Source organism: Mucilaginibacter auburnensis (assembly GCF_002797815.1).
Taxonomy (GTDB): domain Bacteria; phylum Bacteroidota; class Bacteroidia; order Sphingobacteriales; family Sphingobacteriaceae; genus Mucilaginibacter; species Mucilaginibacter auburnensis.
Window position 1 is genome coordinate 1461375 of record NZ_PGFJ01000002.1, and the last position, 17794, is coordinate 1479168.

At 43.2% G+C, this 17794-nt stretch carries 14 protein-coding genes; all 14 read right to left on the bottom strand.

The features are described from left to right. Window positions 1–95: 95 nt before the first annotated feature. The 14 genes from CLV57_RS17230 to mraZ all read right to left on the bottom strand — a co-directional run bounded on the left by CLV57_RS17230 (window position 96) and on the right by mraZ (window position 17401). Window positions 96–1340, bottom strand: coding sequence for an aminotransferase class I/II-fold pyridoxal phosphate-dependent enzyme (locus tag CLV57_RS17230; RefSeq protein WP_100342618.1), 1245 nt, complete (start codon window positions 1338–1340; stop codon window positions 96–98). A 144-nt stretch (window positions 1341–1484) separates the two neighbouring features. Then, window positions 1485–3113: a cell division protein FtsZ gene (gene ftsZ / locus CLV57_RS17235; RefSeq protein WP_100342619.1), complete on the bottom strand. Its 1629-nt coding sequence runs from the start codon at window positions 3111–3113 to the stop codon at window positions 1485–1487. 135 nt (window positions 3114–3248) lie between these two features. After that, window positions 3249–4592, bottom strand: coding sequence for a cell division protein FtsA (ftsA, locus tag CLV57_RS17240; RefSeq protein WP_211290088.1), 1344 nt, complete (start codon window positions 4590–4592; stop codon window positions 3249–3251). Between the two features lies 1 nt (window position 4593). Then, the gene (locus CLV57_RS17245) at window positions 4594–5454 is read right to left on the bottom strand and encodes a cell division protein FtsQ/DivIB (RefSeq protein WP_100342621.1); all 861 of its coding nucleotides are present in this window, start codon (window positions 5452–5454) and stop codon (window positions 4594–4596) included. Continuing rightward, window positions 5447–6802, bottom strand: a complete 1356-nt coding sequence (gene murC / locus CLV57_RS17250) for a UDP-N-acetylmuramate--L-alanine ligase (RefSeq protein WP_100342622.1) — start codon at window positions 6800–6802, stop codon at window positions 5447–5449. Before murC ends, CLV57_RS17245 begins: the two co-directional genes overlap by 8 nt. A 43-nt stretch (window positions 6803–6845) precedes the next feature. Next, entirely contained in the window at window positions 6846–8000 is a 1155-nt protein-coding gene (murG, locus tag CLV57_RS17255) for an undecaprenyldiphospho-muramoylpentapeptide beta-N-acetylglucosaminyltransferase (protein ID WP_100342623.1), read from the bottom strand. A gap of 48 nt (window positions 8001–8048) precedes the next feature. After that, window positions 8049–9221, bottom strand: a complete 1173-nt coding sequence (locus tag CLV57_RS17260; protein ID WP_100342624.1) for an FtsW/RodA/SpoVE family cell cycle protein — start codon at window positions 9219–9221, stop codon at window positions 8049–8051. Between the two features lie 88 nt (window positions 9222–9309). Continuing rightward, window positions 9310–10653 (bottom strand): UDP-N-acetylmuramoyl-L-alanine--D-glutamate ligase, encoded by a 1344-nt coding sequence (murD, locus tag CLV57_RS17265; protein WP_100342625.1) that lies wholly within the window; start codon window positions 10651–10653, stop codon window positions 9310–9312. 94 nt (window positions 10654–10747) lie between these two features. Beyond that, window positions 10748–11989 (bottom strand): phospho-N-acetylmuramoyl-pentapeptide-transferase, encoded by a 1242-nt coding sequence (gene mraY, locus CLV57_RS17270; RefSeq protein ID WP_100342626.1) that lies wholly within the window; start codon window positions 11987–11989, stop codon window positions 10748–10750. A 71-nt stretch (window positions 11990–12060) separates the two neighbouring features. Continuing rightward, window positions 12061–13518 (bottom strand): UDP-N-acetylmuramoyl-L-alanyl-D-glutamate--2,6-diaminopimelate ligase, encoded by a 1458-nt coding sequence (locus CLV57_RS17275; protein WP_100342627.1) that lies wholly within the window; start codon window positions 13516–13518, stop codon window positions 12061–12063. After that, window positions 13515–15641, bottom strand: coding sequence for a penicillin-binding protein (locus tag CLV57_RS17280; RefSeq protein WP_100342628.1), 2127 nt, complete (start codon window positions 15639–15641; stop codon window positions 13515–13517). The genes CLV57_RS17275 and CLV57_RS17280 overlap by 4 nt, the downstream gene beginning before the upstream one ends. Further along, window positions 15638–16036 (bottom strand): FtsL-like putative cell division protein, encoded by a 399-nt coding sequence (locus tag CLV57_RS17285; RefSeq protein ID WP_100342629.1) that lies wholly within the window; start codon window positions 16034–16036, stop codon window positions 15638–15640. The genes CLV57_RS17280 and CLV57_RS17285 overlap by 4 nt, the downstream gene beginning before the upstream one ends. Further along, on the bottom strand, window positions 16033–16935 hold the full coding sequence (gene rsmH, locus CLV57_RS17290) for a 16S rRNA (cytosine(1402)-N(4))-methyltransferase RsmH (protein WP_100342630.1): 903 nt from the start codon (window positions 16933–16935) through the stop codon (window positions 16033–16035). Before rsmH ends, CLV57_RS17285 begins: the two co-directional genes overlap by 4 nt. After that, entirely contained in the window at window positions 16928–17401 is a 474-nt protein-coding gene (gene mraZ, locus CLV57_RS17295) for a division/cell wall cluster transcriptional repressor MraZ (RefSeq protein ID WP_100342631.1), read from the bottom strand. The genes rsmH and mraZ overlap by 8 nt, the downstream gene beginning before the upstream one ends. Window positions 17402–17794: the final 393 nt, after the last annotated feature.

Genomic DNA, 17794 nt, shown 5'->3' on the forward strand with positions numbered 1-17794 from the left:
ACCCTAATTTAATAATTATGAACAATTTAGGCCACAATGAGCTAATGCTGTTCTTATTAATTCAACACTTTTATTTTAGTTAAACAACAAAGTTGTTAAACAGCGTCAACTTTATCACTTTTATAGTATCCCGCTTTAAGTTTTTCCCCCATCTCGGTATACGCGTCAAGTGTAAGTTGCACATCTTCCATGGAGTGAGCAGCAGTCGGTATCAATCTCAATATGATCAACCCTTTTGGAATTACCGGATACACTACAATAGAACAGAATATTCCCCACTGTTCACGCAGATCACGGGTAAGCGCGGTCGCTTCGTAAAGGTCGCCTTTTAAAAATACAGGTGTAACCATGGTATTGGTAACACCCAGGTCAAAGCCCCGCTCACGCAAGCCTTTTTGTAAGGCATTTGATACTTCCCAAAGTTTCTCGCGTAGCTGTGGTTGAGATACCAGCAACTCAAAACGTTTTTTCAAGCCTATTACCATTGGCATAGGCAATGCTTTGGCAAATATTTGCGAACGCATGTTATAGCGTAAATAATCAACTATTTGTTTATCGGCAGCAACAAAACCACCAATACCAGCCATTGATTTTGCAAACGTACCAAAGTAAACATCCACCTCGTCAATACAATCCTGAGCCTCGTGCGTACCTGCACCTGTTGCGCCCATTGTACCGAAGCCGTGCGCATCATCAACCAGCATGCGGAAGTTGAATTTCTTTTTCAGGTCGGCTATTTCTTTCAGCTTGCCTTGTGCTCCCGACATGCCGAATACGCCTTCGGTGATCAATAAAATACCCCCGCCGGTTTGCTCAGCTAAACGCGTTGCGCGCTGTAACTGCTTTTCGCAACTGGCAATATCATTATGCTGATAAACGTAGCGTTTGCCCATGTGCATACGCAAGCCGTCAATTATACAGGCATGCGATTCAGCATCATATACAATAACATCATTACGGTCAACCAAAGTATCAATGATAGATAACATACCCTGGTAGCCATAATTAAGCAGATAAGCATCTTCCTTACCTACAAACTTAGCCAGGTTTGTTTCCAGTTCTTCGTGATGAATAGAGTTACCCGACATCATTCGGGCCCCCATTGGGTAGGCCATGCCATAATCGGCAGCAGCCTGTGCGTCGGCTTCCCTAACTTCGGGGTGATTAGCGAGACCTAAGTAGTTATTTAAACTCCAAACCAGATGCTCTTTACCGTTGAACATCATATGCGGACCTATTTCGCCCTCTAACTTTGGATAAGAAAAATATCCATGCGACCACTTTTGATGCTGCCCGATTGGGCCGCCCATACTCTTTGTAATCTTATCAAATAAATCCAATGTACTGTGTATTAAATTGCAAATATACGTTTTTGTTCATAGATGATAGTTCATGGTTCATAGCACTTTTAGCGCCAAGAAAAAAGGAGACGCTTTTCAGCCTCTCCCTTAAAATACTATGAACTATGATTTATTAACCATTACCTAATCTACATTATCATGCAGAAACGAGTTATTGTTGCGGATGCCGGTTCTGCCTTCTTCATCAGGTAATAATGAAAACCTTGATACCTGAGATTCATTTGATGCTGGCGGCTCCTGTAAAGCAATTTCTTTACGCTTGTAAGCAGGCACATTTTCCATCTCCTGAATGTTGCCACTGCGCAGCTTCATACTCAGATCTTTAAGGCGCATAATACGCTCACGAGATTTACGCAGTTGCTCCTCAATTGACTCGTCAGTTTTATGATCATCGGCGCCTTTAACCTCAACAGGGGCAGCCGCTTTTATCGGTTCTTCTTCAATCTCCTCTAACTCATCAATTGGCGTGTTATCAGTAATCACAGATGGCTCTGCCAATTTAAAAGTAAACTCAGGCATATCCGGCTCAGAAGCTGGCGCTACCGGCTCCTCTTCCTGCAAGTTGTACCTTACAACAGGTTCTTCTCTCTGGTTAACTTCCGGCTTAGCAAAAAGGTCAAACAAACCGGCTTGGGCCTGTTGCTCCTCTTTTTGATGTTTTAAGTAAGGCGTGCTTGCTGTAGCAGGTGCTTCATTCACCGGAGTGATAAACTCGTTAACAGGGCGTACCAAAGGCGCATCAGGTACAAGCATTGACACAATTTTCTTGCTGTTATGCTCTTTCTCGCGTTCATCTTTAGTTTGGAAACCTGTAGCTATAATGGTTACCGATAATTTATCTCCTAAATTCTCATCACGGCAGTTACCCCATATCAGGTCGGCAGATAAGCCTGCTTCTTCCTGAATGTAATCAGTGATGATGCTCACCTCATCCATGGTCACCTCTTTCTCGCCTGAGCTGATGTTTAACAAGATGTAACGTGCACCTTCAATTTCGTTATCTTTCAATAATGGTGATGCTAATGCACCTTCAACTGCTTTAAGCGCGCGGTTTTCACCTTCTGCCGAGCAGCTACCCATTATTGATACGCCACTGTCTTTCATTACAGTGCGTACGTCTTTAAAGTCAACGTTTATATAGCCGGGTAAGGTAATGATCTCTGCAATGCCTTTGGCAGCTGTGGTCAAAATGTTATCGGCCTGTGCAAAGGCTGAACCTAATGTAAGATTACCAAATATCTGGCGAAGCCTATCGTTTGAGATCACCAGGTAAGAGTCAACATATTTTTTAAACTCTTCCATCCCTTCTTCGGCCTGCATGCGGCGGCGTTTACCTTCAAAAGAGAATGGTGTAGTTATAATTCCTACGGTTAAAATATCCAGTTCGCGGGCAGCTTTAGCAATTATCGGACTGGCACCTGTACCGGTACCACCGCCCATACCTGCGGTAATAAACAACATGCGGGTATTGGTGCCCAGCATCTGTTTAATGTCTTCAATATTTTCAATAGCCGAATTCTTTCCAACTTCGGGTATAGAACCTGCGCCCATTCCTTCGGTAAGGCTGGCGCCCAGTTGTACCTTGTTGGGGATAGGGCTTAATTCAAGCGCCTGTGCATCGGTATTACAGATTATGAAGTCAACACCTGTAATTCCTTGCTTGTACATGTGGTTTACCGCATTACCACCACCACCGCCAACACCAATTACTTTGATGATTGACGACTTTTCTTTTAACATCTCAAATTGCATAGTCCTTGTTTTTCAGCTATATGGATATATGACCTATAAGTAGATTAAACCATTGTAATATTATAACTTTTTCAACAACAGTTTTCCACAATTGTATATAATGTGGAAAAGTTTAATCGCTGTTGAAAAATCGTTTTATTTCAAAAAGTCTTCGTCTTTAATATCGTCTTTAATAAACTTCTTTCCGCTCTCAAATATTTTACCTAAAAGGCCAAATTTCTTATCGTCGGCAAATTTTTGCTTTTCGGTACGGGTTTCTACCTGTGGCAGCGTTAGCCCGTCGTACTCCATTTTTTGTATACCTTTTATCAGTAAGCCAATACCTGTTGCAAAGGTTGGGCTCTGCATTTCCTCGTATACATTTTTAGGCAACATCTCATTTTTTGCCAGATGCTCATTTGGATAACCTACACGGCAATCTAAACCGGTTACAAATTCAACCAATTGCGACAAATGTTTTAATTGCGCGCCACCACCAGTTATTACAATACCCGCTATAAGTTTCTTTTCGTAACCTGATGATTTTATCTCATAGTATACATGCTCAATGATCTCTTCCATGCGGGCTTGGATAACAAAGGCCAAATTTTTTACTGAGATCTCTTTGGGTTCACGACCACGCAAACCCGGAACACATACGATCTCATTTTCCCGGTTCTCTTCGGCTAATGCAGAACCGAAACGAACCTTTAACTGCTCAGCTATATTGCGCATAACCGAACAACCCTCACGTATATCTTCAGTAATACTGTTACCACCAAAAGGTATAACAGCAGTGTGGCGGATAATACCTTCGTGGAAGATAGCCACATCGGTAGTACCACCACCAATATCTACCAATACCACACCAGCTTCTTTTTCTTCATCGCTTAATACAGCTTCTGATGAAGCTAAAGGCTCCAAAATAAGCTCCTGGCTTTCCAGATGTGCTTTGTTAACGCATTTAACTATGTTTTTTATTGCTGTGACCTGGCCCGAAATGATATGGAAGTTGGCCTCCAAACGCACCCCTGCCATACCAATAGGATCTTTGATACCATTTTCCCCGTCAACAGTAAACTCCTGCGGCAATACATGGATTATCTCTTCTCCCGGCGGCATTACCAGGTTGTACATATCTTCTATTAGTTTATCAATATCCTTTCTGCCGATCTCTGATTGCAGATCACGACGGGTTATCAATCCCCTGTGTTGTAAGCTTTTTATGTGCTGCCCGGCTATACCCACATTCACCACACGTATCTCAACGTTTGATTGGGTGCCGGCTACGTCAACTGCCTGCCCAATGCCCTGAACTGTTTTATCAATGTTGGAGACCACACCACGGGTTACACCCGCAGACTCGGCTTTGCCCACTCCCAACACTTCTATTTTCCCGTTCTTGCTTCGGCGACCAACAATTGCGCATATTTTGGTAGTCCCGATGTCTAACCCCACTACAATGGGCGAACTTTTTTCCTGAGTTGAACTTTTATCCATATTAATGCATTATTTGAGATGTATCTTTCTTTAATGTAGTCGAATCCGTTTTTTGCGGTGCAACCGCTTTGAGCGAATCGGCCTTTGTGTTTTTTATTCCAATTACCTGATTAGTGTATTTAATATTGATTGTTTTGTAAGCGCCCCATCCAACTTTAGGCAAGGCTTGTTTGTAAAAACCCAGCAGGTTATTAAACTTCACATCCAAAGAGTCGGCGTTACCTATTAGTATCTTCTGATTGCCAACCCTTGGCACCAATTCAATTTCTCTATCGGCGTTAACATACACCTGCGCTATCTGCGCGTTCCACAGTTCGTCTTTTTGTATATAGTCAGCTGTTTTAAATACATCTTTGGCCAGTTGCGTTCTTAACGTATCAACCCTGCCGCTAAAAGGCTCATCAATAAAACCGCTCACAGCCAAAACACGTGCTGTAAAGTTGGGCGATAAAGGCAATTTTAAACCGTGCCTATCTATATAAAAATCCTGGTCAAAACGGTTCAACATGCGTAAAATAGGTGTGCGCTGGCTTATCTCTATCATCAACGTGCCGTCCATATCTGCATACACTTTGGCGTACTCAATAAATGGGTTAGCCTTTAATGTATTCTCTAAGCCATGCATGTTAATTTTATCCATGCGCCGGCCCACCAGCGAGTAATTACCCAATTGTAAAATATGATCAACCTCTTGTTTGTCAATAAAAAACTGGCTACCCGGTATATACACTTTTACAGCCTTACAAACCACGGCCGATCTTTTAACCCCAATAAAACTCATCAGCACAATAAGGCCGCCCAGGCTTAAAAGCCAGGAAAAACCTATAAATACATTGCGCCATATGCGTTTTTTATCAGCCATTTTGCAAAGCCAGTTTTAATGGGTGTACTATGGTGTCAATATCACCGGCACCTACTGTCAACAATAAACCCGGTTGTTCCATTCTTACCTTTTCAATAGCATCCTGCATGCTGTATTTTTGCTTGTTAGCACTTTGCATGCGCTGTAAAATCATGTCGGCGTTTACGCCTTCAATAGGTAGCTCACGCGCAGGATATATATCCAACATCAGCAACTCATCGCTCAGGTCTAAAGCTTCGGCAAAGCCGTCGGCAAAATCACGCGTACGGGTGTATAAATGAGGTTGAAAAATTGTTGTGAGTTTTTTGTCCGGATACAAACGTTTCACTGATGAAATGGCCGCCCGCAGCTCTTCGGGATGGTGCGCATAATCATCAATAAAAATGTGTTCAGTATCTTTCAAAATGTATTCAAACCTGCGTTTAACACCGCGGAAACTTTCAAGCGCTTTTTTAATATCGTCAGCAGCCACACCAACCAGCAATGCAGCCTGTATTGCAGCAGTTGCATTAGCTATGTTATGCAAGCCGGCTATACCTAATTGTATATTTTTTATGCTGATGTTATTGTTGTTAAAATCAAAATAAAAGTTGCCGCCTTCAACACGTATGTTTTCAGCAAAAGCATCGGCAGCGCCGTCTATGCTATAAGTTATACCACCGTTTAATGGTAAACCCTTATAATGTATAAGCGTACCACCTTGTTTTATCTGCGAAGCAAATAATTGGAACGATTGGGTAAGTTGACTATGATCACCATAGATATCCAGATGATCGGCGTCCATAGACGTAACAATAGCTATATCAGGGTACAGGGTCAAAAACGATCTGTCGTACTCGTCGGCCTCTACTACAACAATATCGTTATTGCCAAACAGCACATTGCTTTGGTAGTTGGATGATATGCCACCCAAAAACGCAGAGCAATCTGTACCCGAATCTTTCAGGATATGCGCTACCATGCTTGACGTAGTGGTTTTGCCATGCGTACCCGCTACTGCAATGGTGTATTTACCTTTGCTGATGAGCCCTAATACCTGCGACCGTTTATACAGTTCGAAACCTTTTTCTTTAAAAAAGTTAAGTATCTCTGAGTCCTTTGGTATAGCAGGCGTATAAATAATTAGCGTACCCTCATCAAAATCTCTAAAGCTTTTTGGGATACACTCGCTGTTGTCATCAAAAGTGGCCTGTATGCCTTCGTTGTGTAACTGATCTGTAAGATCAGTTGCTGTTTTATCGTATCCGCAAACAACACAACCTAACTTATGGAAGTAGCGCGCCAGACCGCTCATGCCGATGCCGCCTATGCCTACCAGATACACCCTTTGTATGTTTTGTAATTCCATAGTTTTAAAAAGCACTCCTCCTGTTACAGAGGAGCGCTTAGATTTAATTGTTATTTGTTATTTGGATAACCTCTTTCGCAATAACTTCATCAGCGTTGGGCATAGCCAGTTTGCCAATGTTATCGCTTAATATTTTCTGTTCGTTTTTATTATTTAAAAGTTCAATTGCTCTATCTACCAAGCCGGCTTCTGCATCCCTGTCGGCTACAAAAATTGCTGCCCGCTCCTGCACCAATGCCAGCGCGTTCTTGGTTTGATGGTCTTCGGCCACGTTTGGCGAAGGCACAAGTATAACCGGCTTTTTAATTACGCATAATTCGGCAATAGTGCCTGCACCAGCGCGCGAGATGATGATATCTGCCGCGGCATACGCCAGGTCCATCCGGTTTACAAACTCCATTATGCGGATGTTAGGATGATAGTTTTCGCCTAACTCGGCAATAATGTCTTTGTAATAAAATTTGCCGGTTTGCCATATCACCTGCACATCGGCAGCAATCAGCTTAGCTAAGCTTGTTTTAATACTGTTATTCAAAGTACGCGCGCCTAAGCTGCCACCTGTAACCAATATGGTTTTTTTTGAAGCCGACAGACTATAGTTCTCCAAAGCCTCCCGTTGTTTCCCTGCTATATCAACCGACTCCCGTCTAATGGGGTTACCTGTTTTAATAATATCCGCTCCCGGGAAGAACCTGTCCATGCCATCAAAAGCCACACATATTTTCTTAGCTTTTTTACCTAACCATTTATTGGTGATACCTGCATAAGAGTTTTGCTCCTGAATGAGGTACGGCACGCCTTTCAATCCGGCAGCATACAGCAACGGACCGGAAGCGTAACCACCTACACCAACGCAGGCATTAGGCTTAAAATCTTTAATAATTTGCAGGGCCTTGCGCACACTGCCTATCAGCTTTACCGGGAACATCAGGTTCTTGATAATTGAACCTCGCTGTATACCCTGTATTTCCAGTCCGATAATTTTATAACCCGCCGCCGGCACCTTTTCCATTTCCATGCGGCCACTGGCACCAACAAACAATATTTCGGTTTTAGGATCGAGCTTTTTCAAAGCGTTGGCAATAGCCACAGCCGGGAAAATGTGTCCCCCTGTACCGCCACCGCTAATGATGACACGTAGCCCCCCAGCCCCCTGAAGGGGGAACTTTTGATTGGGTATGGTGCTTTGCTCGTTCATCTTTTATTAACTTAAATATTTATTCCCCCTTTAGGGGGGTTAGGGGGCTTAAGCTATTTCCCCTACTATTACCTTATTTCCAGAACTTACTTCTTTTTGTTCTGCACCTTTTGGCTCATCAATGTCCCTGCTTACCGACAGGATGATACCAAACGCGATACTGGTAAACAACATGGATGTACCGCCCATGCTTACAAATGGCAATGGCACACCTGTTACCGGCCCTAACCCTACTGCTACTGCCATGTTGGCAAAGGCCTGTATGGTTAAGCTAAAGCTTAAGCCGGCTGCCAGCAAAGCCCCAAAGGCCTTGGGCGCCCGGTTTACTATTTTAATACATCGGTATAATAAAAACAGGTAAATACCCACCAATACTATACCGCCAAACATGCCATACTCTTCAACTATTATGGCGTATATCTCATCCGAATAAGCTTCCGGCAGATAGTTTACTTCGGTACTTTTTCCCGGCCCTTTACCAAAGAATCCGCCGCTGGCGATAGCTATTTTGGCGTGATCTGCCTGAAATGATTTGTCAGGATCTGCCAGTTCAGGATGCATGTATGTTTTTATACGCGACATGTAAGTATGCCTGCGCGGACCTAACAACACCACACCAGCCAGTAAAACTGCACCGCCCATACATACTATGGCGATCTGCTTTATACTGATACGACCAATGATCAACAATAGAATACTTACCCCAAACAGCATCAAAGCTGTTGAAAGGTTAGCCAGCGCAATTAAAATGAACACAAGGCAAACCGAACCCATTATTGGAATGAAGGAGTTTTTTACATCTTTAATGTTTTCCTGCTTGCGTGACAACATACGCGCCAGATAGGTTATCAACGCCAGCTTTGCCATATCTGACGTTTGAAAGCTTAAACCGGTTCCCGGTATCGCTATCCAACGGCTGGCCTCATTTAACCTTGCACCAAATACCAACGTATATAACAGCAACGGTATGGTAATGATCATTAACAGCTTGCTGATGCCTGCATAGTACCGGTAATCCAGCTTATGCGAGATGTACATCAACAGCAAACCACCAATAATGATTGCCAGGTGCTTCATCAATATTGACTCGGCGCCAACACCGCGTTTATACGCCAATGAACCAATGGCGCTATACACCGATAACAATGAAACAAGCGACAGGAGTATGACTACCAGCCATATCCAACGGTCTCCTTTTAAGTTATTTATTATTTGGTTCATTTGCCCCCCAACCCCCTAAAGGGGGAGTTAATTGTTAATCTTTATTTTATTTGCCCGCTAATGTTCCCCCTTCAGGGGGTTAGGGGGCTTACAATTCCTTCACCGCGTCTTTAAACTGCCGGCCTCTGTCTTCGTAATTTTTAAACAGATCGAAACTGGCGCAAGCGGGTGATAGCAATACGGTATCCCCTTTCGCTGCCAGATGATATGCCACAGTAGCGGCTTCCTGAGCCGATGCAGTATTCACAATAACTTCCACATCATCCTCAAATGCTTCATGAATGCGCTTGTTGTCTTTTCCGAGACAAACAATGGCTTTTACTTTTCGCTTCACCAGATCGCGTAGCATATTGTAATCATTCCCTTTATCAACACCACCTAAAATCAACACCACTTCTGATGTCATGCTTTCCAGAGCATACCAGGTTGAGTTAACGTTAGTAGCTTTTGAGTCGTTTATAAAACTGATGCCCGATATTTTGGCAACAAACTCCAACCTATGCTCAATGTTTTTAAACTGAGCCATACTCTCGCGTATAGTCTCGTTGCGCAGATCAAGCACGCGGGCCACAATACCTGAGGCCATTGAGTTATAAATGTTGTGCTTACCCTGCAGGGCCAGTTCTTTGATGTTCATCTCAAAAGGTTGTTGATTGGTTTGTATAATTAGTTTTTCGCCTTGCAGATATGCGCCCGGCGTAATTTCTTTTTGTATTGAAAAAGGCAGCAGTTGCGCGTTGAAGCTTTTACCTTCCATGCCTTTTAGAGACTCCTCATCATCGGCACAGTAAATAAAAACATCATTTGCAGTTTGATTCCGCGTTATGCGGAACTTTGATGCCGCATAGTTCTCCATTTTGTATTCGTACCTGTCTAAATGGTCGGGCGTAATGTTCAACAACACCGCTATATCAACCTTAAACTTGTACATATCATCCAGCATAAAGCTACTTAGCTCCAGCACATAGGTGTCAAACTTTTCGGTAGCAACCTGGTAGGCAAAGCTGTTGCCTATATTACCAGCCAAACCCACATTTAACCCTGCATTTTTCAGGATGAAGTAAGTAAGGCTGGTGGTAGTGGTTTTACCGTTTGAACCTGTAATACCTATTATTTTGGCATTGGTATATCTACCGGCAAATTCAATCTCTGATATTACAGGAATGCCTTTTTCTCTAAGCTTTTTAACTATCGGCGCTTTCTCAGGTATACCCGGGCTTTTTATCACCTCAACAGCTTTGAGTATCTCAGCTTCGGTGTGTTGTTTTTCTTCGAAGCGGATATCCCAATCCTTTAGTTGCTGTTTATATTTATCGGCAATGGCGCCAAAATCTGATACAAAAACATCATAGCCCTGCTGTTGCGCAAGGTATGCAGCACCCACGCCGCTTTCGCCGGCACCAAGAATGACTATGTTTTTGTTCTCGTTCATTTTTTTAGTTCATGGATCATGGTTAATAGATCATGGTCCTTTTTACTTTCCTATTTATTATCCATGAACCATGATCTATGATCCATGACTCGCGTTAACGAAGCTTCAATGTTATTACCGTTATTATTGCCAGCAATATCCCTACTATCCAAAAGCGGGTAACAATCTTTGATTCGTGGAACCCCCGTTTTTGATAGTGGTGATGCAGCGGCGACATCAGGAAAACCCTTCTGCCTTCGCCGTATTTTTTCTTGGTGTATTTAAACCAGCCTACCTGTATCATTACCGATGCATTTTCAACCAGGAATATGCCTGCCAGGATAGGCAACATCAATTCCTTACGTATCAGTATGGCGAAAACAGCTATAATACCACCAATGGTTAAGCTGCCGGTATCGCCCATAAATACCTGCGCCGGGTAAGCGTTGTACCATAAAAAGCCTACGCAGGCCCCAACAAACGCTCCCGCAAAAATTACCATCTCGGCGGTGTACGGTATGTACATAATGTTGAGATAATCAGATATGATCTGGTTACCTGAAACGTAGGCCAATATGGCCAATGTAAAACCCATTATAGCCGATGTACCCGTCGCTAAACCGTCAATACCATCAGTTATGTTAGCCCCGTTGGATATGGCAGTTATAATGATGATCACCGCCAGCATGAAAATAACCAGCGTATAACGCTCATAATCTCCGCCTAAAAACTCCACAACTTTGCCGTAGTCAAACTCATTGTTCTTGATGAATGGCAAAGTAGTTTTAACTGATTTAATGTCTTGCGTATAAACCGGTTTTCCGTTCTTCATATGGAATGCAACAGGCGCATCATATTTCACAGGTAACTTAACTTCCTGCCTTGATACAATGTGCTGGTTGGTATACATGGTAAAGCCCACAATAAGCGCCAAACCAACCTGACCGGTTATCTTAAATCTTCCGGCTAAACCCTCTTTGTTCTTTTTAAATACTTTAATGTAATCATCCAAGAAGCCAATCGCGCCCAACCACACTGTTGTAACCAGCATCAGGATAACGTATACGTTGGTTAGCCTGGCAAACAACAACGTTGGGATCAATATACCGGCTATGATGATAAGACCACCCATGGTAGGTGTGCCTTGTTTTTGCATCTGGCCTTCTAAACCCAGGTTCCTTACCGTTTCACCTACTTGCTTAAAGCGTAAATAGTCAATTAACCTGCGCCCAAAAACCGTAGTGATTAGCAACGAGGTAATAACAGCCATTGCCATACGGAAGGTGATGTACTGAAACACCCCTGCTCCCGGAATGCGGTAATTATCATACAGGTATGTAAATAAATAGTATAGCATCGGCTGTTATTGATTTGCAGATTTGCATATGTGCAGATTTGCAGATATTTTTTAACTTTTTTGTGATGTTATCACATCACTTTAAATTGATTTAATAGTTCTTCCTTATCATCAAAGTGATTTTTCACTCCGTTTATTTCCTGGTATTTTTCATGGCCTTTTCCGGCTAACAGAATAATGTCTCCCGGCTGGGCCAGCATACAGGCAGTTTTTATAGCTTCGCGCCTGTTAACTATACTTACCGTGGAGCGTTTAAACGCCGCGTCAACCCCTTCTTCCATGTCTTTTATGATAGCAATTGGGTCTTCGGTGCGGGGGTTGTCTGAAGTCAATATAACCTTATCGCTCCACTCGCAAGCCACTTTAGCCATAATAGGGCGCTTGGTTTTATCGCGATCGCCACCGCACCCTATCACAGTAATTACTTTTTCATTGCCCTTACGTATGTCATGAATTGTACTTAATACATTCTGCACAGCATCGGGCGTGTGGGCATAATCAACTATGCCTATTATTCTGTCAGGACCAACTACATAATCAAACCTGCCTTCGGCACCACTTAGTTTGCTCAATGCAGTTAACACTTTTGACTTGTCCTGCTCCAACAGCATACCCGCAGTGTAAACCGCCAAAAGGTTGTAAGCGTTAAAACTACCTACCATCCTGAACCATACCTCCTCGCCATCAATCATCAGTAACAGACCGCCAAACTGATTTTCCAATATCTTGGCTTTGTAGTCGGCCATGTTTTTTAACGCATAGCTTTTTTTATGAGCCTTGGTATTTTGTAACATAACGTTGCCGTTCCTGTCGTCAACATTGGTTAACGCGAAGGCACTTTTTGGCAAACCATCAAAAAAAGCCTTTTTGGCGTCACGGTAATTATCAAATGTTTTATGATAGTCGAGGTGATCGTGGGTAAGGTTGGTAAAAATCCCTCCTGCAAAATTCAAACCCTCTATCCTGTGCTGCGCAACCGCATGCGAGCTCACTTCCATAAAAGCGTAATCGCAGCCTTGCTCCACCATATCATTCAGCAAGCTATTTAGCGCTACCGGATCCGGCGTGGTATGTGTTGATGGGATAATTTTTCCGTTGATCTGATTTTCCACGGTTGATAGCAAACCACATTTATAACCCAACTCCCTGAACAACTGGTAAAGCAAGGTAGCAACGGTGGTTTTACCATTAGTTCCGGTTACGCCAACCAGCTTTAATTTATCCGACGGATTATCATAAAAGTTAGCTGCTACCCTACCCAATATTTTGGCAGAGTTAGCAACCATTAAAAAGTCAATTTCTCCCGTAACATGCGCTGGCAATTCCTCACATATTATAGCAACGGCGCCTTGCTTAACCGCTTGTTCAATATAATCGTGTCCGTCAACTACCGTGCCTTGAACCGCTACAAATAAACAGCCCGGCACCACCTTGCGCGAATCAAACACTACAGCGCTGATCTCCACATCAGCGCTGCCCTGCAGTTCGGTAAACGGAACTCCTTTTAATATGTCGCTCAGGTACCTCATCGCAGCTCTATAATTATTTTTGATCCTTTACGTAATGCATTCCCCGCCGGTACCGATTGGCTGGCAACGGCTCCGCTACCACGCGCTACAGCTTTATAACCCGCATTACCTAACGTGAATAATGCATCGCTTAAACTCATGCCCGTAACAGGCGGCACAGTACCCTGCTTATACTTGATATCTTCAAAAGCAATACCCGCACTGGTATCAATGCCTGTATTAGCCGAAGCATACAATGGCTTAACGCCTAACTTTTCGTGCACCAGTTTTAAGGCCTTAACATTTCCATGCTTAACCTTTGGCAAAGTGGTGTTGCCTACAAAATGAACCGGGGCAGGCTGTTGGTTAATACCCATATCGTTAGCATAAACCCTATCGGCTATTTTACGGAACACCGGACCAGCCACCCATGCTGCCAGGTGTGAACCCACACGCGGGTTACTGATCACCACTATCATAGAGTACTTTGGCTTATCAGCAGGGAAATATCCGCAGAAAGATGCCTGGTGGCTGGTTTTGCTACCATAACCACGTGCGCCATCAGCTATCTGAGCAGTACCCGTTTTACCGGCTACACTATACAGCTTGTTTTTGATGATCAGCTTGCCTGTCCCTTCTAACACCACACCTTCTAACATACCGCGTGCTTTAGCCAATGCTTCGTCTGATGCTATTTTAGGATTGATCACCCTGGCCTGGAAACGCTCAACGGTGTTACCCATGCGGCGTATCTCGCGCACAAACATTGGCGATATCATCTTACCATTATTAGCTACAGCATTGTAAAACGTAAGCATTTGCAAAGGCGTTAGTTTAGATTCATACCCGTATGCTATTTGCCAAAGTGACTGAATTTTATTCCAGTCTTCGCTCTTTGTGTTTTTTATACGAGGTTTGCCTTCGCCGGGTATTTGCAACTGATTGCGTTCATGCAGATGAAAGCTATACAGCTTGTCGATAAACGCCTGCGGATTATCGGCATATGCCCTGTTTACAAAACGCGCTACCGCTATGTTAGATGATTCTTCCAAAGCTCTTTTAGCTGATATCAACCCGCCATGATCTTCGGTATCTCTTATCTTTAAAGCCACGCGGCCGTTACGTGGGTTAATCACCTGAAACGTGCCATGTGCAGCATCAACCGTACTACTGGTATCTATTTTTTTATCATCCAGCATAGCCAGGTATGATGCCAGCTTGAAGGTAGAACCCGGCTCGGCCGAAGCAGCTATCGCATAGTTCATTTGCTCTTTGTACTCACCTTCCGGCGTGCGGGTAAAATTGGCAATAGCACGGATCTCTCCGGTTGCCACCTCCATTAAAACCACAGTACCAAAATCAGCCTGAATGCTATCCAGTTGTTTTTTTAATGCCTTTTGCGCAAGGTCCTGGTAGTTTACATCAATAGTTGATATAATGTCAGCACCATTTTTTGCCTGTTCTTCGTCGTCTTCATCATTAACAGGTACATAAACGCCACCCGCAATACGCTGCATCAAACGCTTGCCATCCTCACCACTTATATGCTTGGCGTAAGCACCCTCTAAACCAACTCCATTAGCAACGTTCTCGTTTTTATAACCAATGGTACGTGCAGCTAATGATTTGAATGGAAGTATACGTTTGTTTTTTTGTTCAACTATTAAACCACCGCCATATTTACCCAGGTTGAAAATTGGAAAATTGCGGATCTTTTTCAGCTCGTTAAAAGTTACCCTTCTGCGGATGAGTTGATAACGCAGCTTCTCTTTACGTGCTTCACGCAATAAGCGGGAATAATCGCGCTGAGATTTATCAGGATATAATTTTGAAAGCTCGGCCGCTAATGAATCAACTTTGCTAAAAAAAACCTGGTCATCAGCAATTTTGCCCGCCAGCATATCCATGTGCAGCTCATACTCCGGCACTGACGTAGCCAGCAAGCTGCCATCAACAGAATAAATGTTTCCTCTTACAGCCTCAATGGTTTCATATTTGGTTGAAGATTTACTGGCCATGTTGCGCCATTTCTCACCCTGAATATGTTGCAAATTGTACAGCTGCATAATTACAGCCAACGACAACAGCAAGATCAAGCCGAAAGCTATGTATACCCTAAACAGTATGTTGGTTCTGATACTCATTGCACGGCCTCCTTTATTACAATTTTTTGTGGTGGCGCTAATGATTCTTTTATACCAAGGGTATCTGTACGCTGGGCAACCTCATTGAGGGTGCTTTTAAAAGCCATATCTGCTTTAGCTACCTTGTAACCCCAATTAAGTTCTTTAACCTCTTTGTTAAGTTTATCAATTTTGCGAATGTTCTTTTCGGCCAGGTGCCTGTTGCCTATGTAGATCATGCCTAAAAAAGCCACGTACAATACAAAAGGCAAGGCACGGGTAGCCTCCTCGGTAGTAATAAAACCGTTAGTGAAAAATTTCATCCAGAAGTTATCCGGTATCTCCTTTTTTGTTGCCTCAGCAACGGGAGTTACTTCTTTTTCTTCTTCGATCTCGGTACGTAAACGATTGGTCATTTCTTTACCGCTATTCTTAATTTAGCGCTCCGTGCCCTGTTATTATTTTTTATTTCTTCTTCTGATGCCGTTATAGCCCCCCTACTTACAGCATCAAATGGTTTTTGATCATTACCATAAAGGTCTTTCTCTACCTCACCGCTGAATTTTCCTTTAGCGATGAAGTTCTTTACCAACCTGTCTTCCAGCGAATGGTATGACATTACCACCAATCTCCCGCCGGGCGCCAAAACTTCTGCACTTTGCATTAAAAAATCCTTCAACGCTTCCAGTTCCTTGTTAACCTCAATACGCAAAGCCTGAAAAACCTGCGCCAGGTATTTATTTTCTTTACCGCGCGGAATTAAACCCACGATGGCATTTTTTAAATCGGCAACTGTATTCAATGGCGTATTTAAACGCGCCGTAACAATTGTTTTTGCCAATGATTTGGCATTTTGGATCTCACCGTAAATACCGAATATGCGATGCAGATCAGCCTCCGCATAAGTATTAACCACCTCTTTAGCACTTAATGCAGATGCCTGGTTCATACGCATATCCAGTTCCGCATCAAAACGGATGGAGAACCCCCGTTCGGCCTGGTCAAACTGATAGGATGAAACACCCAGATCTGCCAGAATACCATCAACCGGCATGGCGCCGTGCAAACGGCAAAAATTCTTCAAAAAACGAAAATTCTGATCAACCAGCGCAAAGCGGTCGTCAGCAATAGCATTTTGCTGCGCGTCAGCATCCTGGTCAAAGGCCAGCAAGCGACCGTTCTCTCCTAAATGCTTCATGATCTCGCGCGAATGACCGCCACCACCAAAGGTTACATCAACATAGGTTCCATCAGGACGAATATTGAGCGCCTCAATACACTCGTGCAGCATAACGGGGGTATGATAACTACTCATCTATCCTCCTTACTTTTGCACCACCCTTTACCTCTTCGGCCAAACGGGCAAAATTTTCAGGCTCATCATCCAACTCAGCATCATATGCCGATTTAGCCCAAACCTCTATTTTATTTAACTGGCAGGAAAGCACTACATCGCCGTTTACATCAATGCCTGCGTATTCAAGCAACGACTTTGGCAAAAGCACCCTGCCGGCTGCATCCAACGTCAATTCAGACGCGCCACGCATAAAATATCTAATGAACTCGCGTGTTTTTTTCTCGTATTGATTAAGTTCGTTCAACTCAGCCACAGTTGTATCCCATTCTTTCCGGGTGTAGATCACCAAATGCTTTTCAAAGCCGCGGTTGATCACAAGGCCCTCAGCAACAGCTTCTGGTAGCTGTTTTTTGAGGCCAACAGGGATCATCATGCGTCCTTTGGCATCCAGTTTACAATCAAATTCACCCAAAAAATTTGGCATAGTTACACTTCGGCAATTATTGTAACGTAAAAGTAAATCACTTTTCCCACTTTTAAACACTTTTTACCACCAAAAAGTTTTCAACATTCATTTACCTCCATTTTATCCCACTTCGAGTATATTTAAGGTGATTAAAACACAATGGTGATTGCTTATTTATTTAGTTAACAAGCAATTATGGAAATGAATTTCAGGTGGGAGAAAAACGGCGTTTAAAGTCGCAAAAAACGTGTGTTGAGCGAGATATGGCGACAAACGCTATTATTGCTTTAACTATTGGTTATAACAAATAATACAATAGTCAAAACACTAAGCGGCTAATAGGCAGCATAAGGTTTATAAAGGAATTGGCAATCAGCACTCATAAATATTAAAGGCGCAAAGCAATAGCAG

Bases quoted from the DNA above. Each gene is read 5' to 3' on its own strand.
- ftsZ (WP_100342619.1), bottom strand. From the start codon at position 3,113: ATGCAATTTGAGATGTTAAAAGAAAAGTCGTCAATCATCAAAGTAATT.
- ftsA (WP_211290088.1), bottom strand. From the start codon at position 4,592: ATGGATAAAAGTTCAACTCAGGAAAAAAGTTCGCCCATTGTAGTGGGG.
- CLV57_RS17245 (WP_100342621.1), bottom strand. From the start codon at position 5,454: ATGGCTGATAAAAAACGCATATGGCGCAATGTATTTATAGGTTTTTCC.
- murC (WP_100342622.1), bottom strand. From the start codon at position 6,802: ATGGAATTACAAAACATACAAAGGGTGTATCTGGTAGGCATAGGCGGC.
- murG (WP_100342623.1), bottom strand. From the start codon at position 8,000: ATGAACGAGCAAAGCACCATACCCAATCAAAAGTTCCCCCTTCAGGGG.
- CLV57_RS17260 (WP_100342624.1), bottom strand. From the start codon at position 9,221: ATGAACCAAATAATAAATAACTTAAAAGGAGACCGTTGGATATGGCTG.
- murD (WP_100342625.1), bottom strand. From the start codon at position 10,653: ATGAACGAGAACAAAAACATAGTCATTCTTGGTGCCGGCGAAAGCGGC.
- mraY (WP_100342626.1), bottom strand. From the start codon at position 11,989: ATGCTATACTATTTATTTACATACCTGTATGATAATTACCGCATTCCG.
- CLV57_RS17275 (WP_100342627.1), bottom strand. From the start codon at position 13,518: ATGAGGTACCTGAGCGACATATTAAAAGGAGTTCCGTTTACCGAACTG.
- CLV57_RS17280 (WP_100342628.1), bottom strand. From the start codon at position 15,641: ATGAGTATCAGAACCAACATACTGTTTAGGGTATACATAGCTTTCGGC.
- CLV57_RS17285 (WP_100342629.1), bottom strand. From the start codon at position 16,036: ATGACCAATCGTTTACGTACCGAGATCGAAGAAGAAAAAGAAGTAACT.
- rsmH (WP_100342630.1), bottom strand. From the start codon at position 16,935: ATGAGTAGTTATCATACCCCCGTTATGCTGCACGAGTGTATTGAGGCG.
- mraZ (WP_100342631.1), bottom strand. From the start codon at position 17,401: ATGCCAAATTTTTTGGGTGAATTTGATTGTAAACTGGATGCCAAAGGA.